Consider the following 7396-nt stretch of genomic DNA (forward strand, 5'->3'; position numbering starts at 1 on the left):
TCAGAAGGTCCCCTTGGCGCCGAGCGTGGGCAGAATCACCGGGATGCCGAAGTCCTTGCGCTTCAGGCGCACGGGCTGGCCGTCCTCACCCTCGTAGCCGTAGTCCCGCGTGAGCACCTCGCTGCGCGCGGTGACGTTGAAGACATCCAGGTACACGTCGAGCAGGAACGAGTCGAAGACGAGGGTGCGCGAGGCGCGGAAGTCGAGCCGGAAGAACGAGGGCAGCCGGTCCACCGCGCCCCGGCCCACGGGCTTCCACTCGGGCTCGCCGTCCGCGTCCACGCCCTCGCGCATGGTGCGGTAGCCGAACTGGCCCGTCTCCGGACGGCCGGTGTTGAAGTGCGCCACCGCGCCCAGGGTGACGAAGTCGAAGCGGTAGCTGAGCGCGGCGTTGATGGAGTGCGCCTGCTCGAAGGTGTAGGGCAGATAGCCCTCGGCCATGCCGAGCTCCTCGCCATTCGGACCCACCTTCGCGTAGCGCTCGAAGCGCTTGCTCTGGTTGAAGCCATACGTGAGCCAGCCGAACCAGCGGCGGCCCAGGGGACGACGCACCATCAGCTCCAGGCCGTAGCTGTGGCCGTGGCGCTCCACGTCCTCGGCCTCGAGGCCCCGGCGGCGCAGGTTGCTCAGCACGTCCTCGAAGTTGAACTCCAGCGTGCGCAGGAGCGGGTTGAAGTAGCCCTCGGCTGCCACCTCCCAGCCGTTGAGGGGGCGCCACTCCGCGCCGAGCGAGAACTGCGCCGTGCGCTGGAGCCCGCGCTCGAGCGCGAGCATCTCGCCCGCGGGCACCGGCAGCAGCACGGTGGCGGGCTGGTGATACAGGCCCGCGCCGGCCTTCAGCGTGAGGCCCTCCGTGAGCGCGTGCCGCACGGCGAGCCGGGGCTCCAGCGCCAGCCGCGTCCGGTCCCCGAAGCCGTGGTAGCTGTCGAGCCGCAGGCCCGGTACCAGCACCCAGCGCGCGGAGGGCGTGTACGTGAGCTGCGTGCCCACGCCCGCGAAGGTGCCCAGGATGCCGGGGCGTGAGTACGCGTCCTTCCCGTCGAAGGGTCCCACGGGCCGGAACCGGCCGATGGCCAGCATGCTCGCCTCGCGGCGCTCGGCGTGGCTGAAGAGCTCCAGCTTCAGGTCCGCGGAGAGCTCCCGCGTGTAGCCCGCGCGCAGGGCCACGCTGCCCTGCGTGAGCTCGTAGGAGCCCGGCTGACGGATGCCCTTGCTGTAGGCGAGGCCGAGCCGGTCATATCCGAGCGTCAGGCCCACCTCGGCCTCGCCTCCCGCGAGAGGGTGACGGCCCCGCAGGTCCAGGCGATGGAACAACAGGCCGACTCCGCCCGAGTCGCCCGTCTCCGGCTCGCGCGCGGTGAGGCCCACCGCGTCCGACGTGCCCAGCGCGAGGAGGCGGAGCTGCCCCGGGCCCACGCGCTGCTCCACGCGGGCCTGATAGTCCCAGTAGTCCGCGTAGACCTTGGGCTCGCCGGCGTCGCGGTACACGGTGCCGTCGCTGGCGGTGTACGAGGAGGGCGCGTTGACGGCGTTGACGATGCGGGTGATGACCAGGCCCGTGTAGCTGACGCGCGCGGCGGCGGCGACGGTGGTGCCCGTCTCGGGGATGGGCACCTCCAGGAAGGCGCCGGCCTGGATGAGGTCCGCGTACGCGCTGCCGTGGAGGCCCTCTTCGCGAGGCCGGCTCACGTGCGCGTCCACCGCGCCGCCCAGCAGGCTGCCGTAGCGCGCGGAGGGGACACCGACCTGGAAGTCGAGGGACTCGACGAGGTCCGGGTACACCACCGCGTTGCCGAGCATGAGGTGGTAGAGGAAGGGCACGCGCACGCCGTCGACGAAGAAGGCGCTGGCGGCGGGCTGCACGCCGCGCACGACGGGATAGGAGAGCCCGGAGGCGAGCGTCGTCACGCCGGGCATCAGCATCACCACGCGGAATGGGTCGCCCATGGTGCCGGGGACCTCGCGCAGCTCCTGCTCGTGCAGCGTGACGCGGGAGACCTCGGTGCGCGGCCGGTCCGCGCGCACCACGGTTTCGTAGGGGTTCACCGCGAGGGGCTCCAGCGTGTAGAGCACCTCCAGCCGCTGTCGGGCCTCGACCGTCTCGGTGAGGTACAGCAGGCGGTGGCCCGGTGAGGTGACTTTCAGCGCGTGCTCGCCGGGAGGGAGCTCCAGTCGGAACAGGCCCTGGGCGTCGGCTTCGACCGTCGCCGTGTGGGTGCGGATGATGGCGCCGGCGAGCGGCTTGCGGCTGCCCTTCGCGCGCACGCGGCCGGTGAGCACCGCGCGGGTGTCCTCCACGGGAGGGGGCTCGAAGCGGTAGGTGAAGGGGACGCGGACGGCGACGGGGTGGCCCCGCGAGGTGGCGGGGTGGAAGCGCAGGCGGGGCGCGGCGTGCAGCGCGGCGCGGGCGAGCGCAACCGGCGGCTCACCGACGACGCGGGCCTCGACGACCTCGCCGGCCTCGTCGAGGGTCAGCTCCAGCTCCACGGCGAAAGGCGCGTCCAGGACCTGGCCCTCGGGCAAGCGCGCGGGGGCGTCCTGGGCGAGGGTGGGAGCCACGAGGGCCGAGGGCTCGTCGGCAGACGAGGCCCGTGCCGGGAGGGCACCCAGGAGCAGCAGGAAGAGGAGGCCGAGGCGTGTCATCGCGCGGGGGAGGGAGACAATCCTTCCATACGCGGGCACTTCGGGATTCAGGTCGTTGCCGGGGTGTGAGGAGGTTCCGATTCACCCACCACGGCGCCGTGTCGGTGCGCCGCCCGAGCGCGATGCTGGGCCCGCGGGAGCTTGCCGCGAGGACACCGCCCCGGAGCGTGGCTCACGGGGCGGTGAGGCGTTCGAGTCAGACGTTCGAGGCGCTGAGCCGTCGGGCGCACCAGGCATCCACGGCGGTGGCGCCGAGGACGAAGGCGACGGCGCCCGTGACGTTCTCCTTGCGCGGGCTGTGCTTCATCGCCGGTCCGAGGCTCGCGAGGTCCAGCAGGTCTCCGCCCACGCGCGCCCAGACCCACGGCGTGGGGTTGGCGCGGGTCAGGATGCCGACGCCCGCGGCGATTTCGCGCAGGCCATAGGCGCGCAGCAGTCCGGTGCCCCGTCGCACGCCGAGGAAGCGGGCCAGCGCGCCGGGCGCCACCAGCTCACTCAAACCCAGTCCGATGCTCACCCATCCGAGCACCTTCGCCACTTTCATTGCGTTCACGATGAATCCTCCCGAGGGCCGGCCGGGATGGCCGCGCCCGACGTGTGCGGGAAGGATGGGGGCGATGCTCGCGCGATGACGCCAGGGGCTGCTCGCCTGCGTGCCGGGGTGGACGGCTTGCGGGCCCGATGCGTGGCGCGGGTCCAGGCGTGAGGGCTCCACCCGTCGCTGATGGCTTGGACGTGTCGTTGGCGGCCCGTGGCTTCCCGGCACGGCGTTGTCCGGAAGTGTCGCCCGTGCACGGGCTGGAGTAGGTACGAGGGGTGATGCCCACCCGGTCCTCTCGTCGCCTTGGGTTGCTGTGCCTGCTGCTCGTCTGCGCCGCGTGCGCGCGTGCGCCCCGTCCCCCTGTCACGCGTCCGCAAGATGCGCTGGTCGCCGAGCTCGCCTCCAACGTGGCGCTCATGGACGACGCGGACCCGGCGTCGCTGCGCGTGGCGTTGGACCAGAGCCTCATCTGGCTGCGGACCCGGCCCGTGGACCATCGCTTCGTCTACGGGCCTCGCGAGGTGACGGCCGGTGAGCTGGTCTCCGCGCTGGAGCGGCTGCGCGCGCGGCTGACCGACGGCATGTCCTCGCTCGACGTGTCCAAGGCGGTGATGGAGGACTTCGAGCTGCTGGAGGCCGCGGGCGGCGAGGACGGCACGGTGCTCTTCACCGGCTATTACGAGCCGGTCATCGAGGCGAGCCTCGCGCCCACGGCCGAGTACCGCATCCCCGTGCTCTCCGCGCCGGACGACCTCATCGAAGTCCCGCTGGAGCCCTTCGCGGAGCGCTTCGCCTCCGAGCGCGTCTTCGGCCGGCTCGAGGGCAGGCGCGTCGTCCCCTACTGGAACCGCGCCGAGATTCGCGGCGGCAAGCTGAGCCAGCGCAAGCTGGAGCTCGCGTGGGTGAGGGACCCGGTGTCGCTGTTCTTCATGGAGGTGCAGGGCAGCGGCACGCTGCGCCTCATCGACGGCACCGAGCGACGCGTGGGCTACGCCGCGTCGAACGGCCGCCCGTACCGCAGCATCGGCGCGCTGCTCATCCAGGAAGGCGCCATCCCTCGCGAGCAGATGTCCATGCAGGCCCTGCGCGCGTGGCTCGCGGCGAACCCGAGCGAGCGCGAGCGCGTGCTCGACTACAACGAGTCCTATGTCTTCTTCCGCTTCCTGCCGGGCGCGGCGGTGGGCTCACTGGGGCGCGAGGTGACGCCGGGGCGCTCCATCGCCACCGACGCGCGCCTGTTTCCCAAGGGCGGCCTCGCCTTCATCCACACGGACCATCCGGTGCGGATGGCGGACGGCTCGGTGCAGTGGCGGCCGTTGTCGCGCTTCGTCTTCAACCAGGACACGGGCGGCGCCATCCGGGGCGCGGGCCGCGTGGATGTCTTCTGGGGCCGAGGCTCCCAGGCGGAGCTCGCCGCCGGCATGATGAAGCAGAAGGGCCGGCTGCTCTTCCTGGTGCCCAAGCCCCGCGCCCCCGCCGTGACGGCGCGGTGACGCGGGGCACGCAGGCGCGCTAGCGCGTGGCCACGCCGGCCTGCTTCAGCTCCTCGTCGATGACGCGGCGGAACTGGTCCACCGGCACCGCGCCGAGGATGGGCCGGCCGTTGATGAAGAACGTGGGCGTCCCCCCGGCGCCCACGCGCGTGCCCTCGCGCGAGTCCTCGGCGATGACCGCGTCGAACTTCCCGGAGTCGAGCGCCTGGTTGAAGCGCGCCACGTCCAGCCCCAGCTGCTTCGCGTAGCCCTCCAGCGCGGGCCGCTCGAGCTGGCGCTGGTTGGCGAAGAGCAGGTCGTGGAACTCCCAGAACTTCCCCTGCTCATGCGCCGCCAGGGACGCCGCGGCCGCGAGCTTCGCGTTCGGGTGGTTGGGCAGCGGCTGGTGCTTGAAGGCCACGCGCAGCTTGCCCTCGTACTCCTTCTCCAGCGTCTTGAGCGTGGGCACGGCGCGCGAGCAGAACGGGCACTCGAAGTCCGACCACGCCACCAGCGTGACGGGCGCGTTGGCGGGGCCGCGCGAGGGCGCCTTGCCCACCTCCACCTGCTGGCGAGCCCCCTCCGCGGGCGCGGGCGGCGCGGGCGGGCGGTCCACGCCGCGCTCGATGGTGCGCGCGTAGACCTCCGCGCGCGGCACGCCGCCCTTCACCAGCGCCTCCGCCTTCGCCAGCTCCTCGTCGATGACACCGGTGAAGACCTCCACCGGCTGCGCGCCGTTGATGAAGCGTCCGTTGACGAAGAAGGCCGGGGTGCCGGTGGCGCCGACCAGGCGGGCCAGGTTCTCGTCGCGGCGCACGCGCTCGGCGAGCTTCGGGTCCACGCGGTCCTTCTTCCAGCGCTCCACATCCAGCTTCAGCTCCTTCGCATAGCGCTCCAGGTCCTCCTCCTGCTGCGCGCGCGGATTGGAGAAGAGGACGTCGTGGAACTCCCAGAACCTGCCCTGCTCCCCGGCGGCCAGCGCGGCGAGGGCGGCGGGCCGGGCGCGCGGGTGGCGGTCCAGCGGGAGGTGCTTCATCACCAGGCGCAGCTTGTCGCCGTAGCGCTGCTGGAGCTGCTTCACGGTGCCGTGGCCGCGCGAGCAGAAGGGGCACTCGTAGTCGGAGAACTCCACCAGCGTGACGAGCGCGGACTCGGAGCCCTGGATGAGCGAGCCATCCACGGGGACCTTGTAGACGACGGGCGAGATGGGAGGCCGCTGCCGGGCGGAGGGCGGGGCCGCGGCCGCGGACGGCGCGCGCTGAGCTTCCGCGACCTTGGCGGGCACGGGCGCGAAAGTGCGTCCTCCCACGAACCCCAACACGAGCCCCACGACGAGGCTCACCCACACGGATGCTTTGTGCACGACGCGACTCCCGGAATGAAGACACACCCCGGGCGCGGTCGGCCCGAGCCACCGAGGGGCCGGGCGCGTGTGGCCCGGCGTCCCTTCAGTGCGGCGAGGGCTCGGGAAGTTTCAGCGCGCATTTCCGACGCGCGCCGGAGTGGGCCGCCGCCGCGTCAGCCGAGTCGACGGCGGACCTCGTCGTCCCCGGAGGTGAAGGGAGAGGGGAGCGTCCAGAGCGCCGAGGGGTGACGGTAGCCCAGCTCGAAGGCGGTGAGGATGGCGGGCCAGCGGTCCGCGAGCAGGGCCCAGTTGTACTCGGTGGGCTTCGAGGTGAGCGGGTTGGAGTCGCGGTCGCGCTGCGTGGCCGCGTAGTCGGCGAAGTTCCACGCCACCGTGCCCAGCTCCAGGCGCAGCAGCGGTGTCATCGCCAGGGTGAGGTCCGCGCGGGAGATTTCACCCGGGAGCCGCTCGGGAGGCGTGAAGGCGGGCTGCACGGCGTCGGCCTGCTCGCGCCAGGCGAAGCAGTTGTTGGCGACCTGGATGAGCGCATCCCGCGCGGCGGGGCCGGGGCACTGCCGCGCGCGCTCCAGCAGGGCGAAGCCCGCCACCACGAGGCTCATGGCGGACATGCCCGGGAAGCGGCGCGCGAAGTCGGAGGGGGCGGGCTTCTCGTGGGTGAGGCCCTGCAGGACGGTGAAGGCGTGCTGGGACTCGTCGGGCTTCGCGTCCGCGAGGGTGAAGTCGCTCAGCACGCGCTCGGGGGTGACGCCGCCCGTGTCGGGTCTCCAGTCGAGGTAGCGCAGGGCCGCGCCGCCGATGTCGGTGAAGATGGCGACGTTGCCCTCGTTGAGCATGCGCTCCAGGGTGATGGCGAGCGACTCCGCCTTGTCGAGCGGGAGGATGCCTGGGGCCTGGAAGAACAGCCGCGCGAAGCGATGCGCGGTGGCCCAGAGCGTGCGCGGGTCCCCGAGCGGCTCCAGGTTCATGGCCCCCGCGAGCGCGCCGAGCGCGGTGGCCGCGTCCTGGGGCAGGCCATGTCCACCGAGCGCCTCGGAGAGCTGCTCCGCGCCCTTCCGCGCGGTGCCCGTGAGGCCCATGCGGTCATAGGTCCGGGCGGGGCTGGGGAGGGCCTCGCCCTGCGCGAGGTCGATGATGCGCCGGGCGATGGCCGCGCCGAGCATGCCCTTGCCGGCCTCGTGCGAGGCATGGATGGCGAAGGCGAACCAGCCGGGGGTGGCCTGGCTGCCGTGCGTCGGATGGAACTCCGGGTCCACCAGCTCCTGGAGCGTGCGCGCCAGGCGCGTGTAGCCCTCGGTGATGAACCGGTTCTGCTGGAGCGGTGTGCCGGCGGGGACCCCCGTCACCGGCGCGAGCAGCTCTGGAGCGGGTGCGCTC

General features: G+C 72.6%; 5 protein-coding genes. 1 reads left to right on the forward strand and 4 read right to left on the reverse strand.

The genetic code is table 11. From position 1 onward, the window contains the following. Complete coding sequence (locus tag FL311_RS20725; protein WP_194869287.1) at positions 1 to 2559, reverse strand: TonB-dependent receptor; 2559 nt, start codon at positions 2557 to 2559, stop codon at positions 1 to 3. Positions 2560 to 2839: 280 nt separating this feature from the next. After that, on the reverse strand, positions 2840 to 3196 hold the full coding sequence (locus FL311_RS20730; protein ID WP_141327393.1) for a hypothetical protein: 357 nt from the start codon (positions 3194 to 3196) through the stop codon (positions 2840 to 2842). A gap of 266 nt (positions 3197 to 3462) precedes the next feature. On the opposite strand from FL311_RS20730, the gene FL311_RS20735 reads away from it, so the two are divergent. Then, on the forward strand, positions 3463 to 4677 hold the full coding sequence (locus FL311_RS20735; RefSeq protein ID WP_141327395.1) for a murein transglycosylase A: 1215 nt from the start codon (positions 3463 to 3465) through the stop codon (positions 4675 to 4677). Positions 4678 to 4696: 19 nt separating this feature from the next. Here FL311_RS20735 and FL311_RS20740 read toward each other — a convergent pair whose 3' ends face one another. Continuing rightward, positions 4697 to 6019: a thioredoxin domain-containing protein gene (locus tag FL311_RS20740; protein ID WP_141327397.1), complete on the reverse strand. Its 1323-nt coding sequence runs from the start codon at positions 6017 to 6019 to the stop codon at positions 4697 to 4699. A 155-nt stretch (positions 6020 to 6174) separates the two neighbouring features. Further along, positions 6175 to 7396, reverse strand: a 1222-nt coding sequence (locus FL311_RS44150; protein WP_194869288.1) for a hypothetical protein, incomplete at its 5' end; no start/stop codon positions are given.

Origin of the sequence: Myxococcus sp. AB025B, assembly GCF_006518215.1 — a bacterium.
Lineage (GTDB): Bacteria > Myxococcota > Myxococcia > Myxococcales > Myxococcaceae > Myxococcus > Myxococcus fulvus.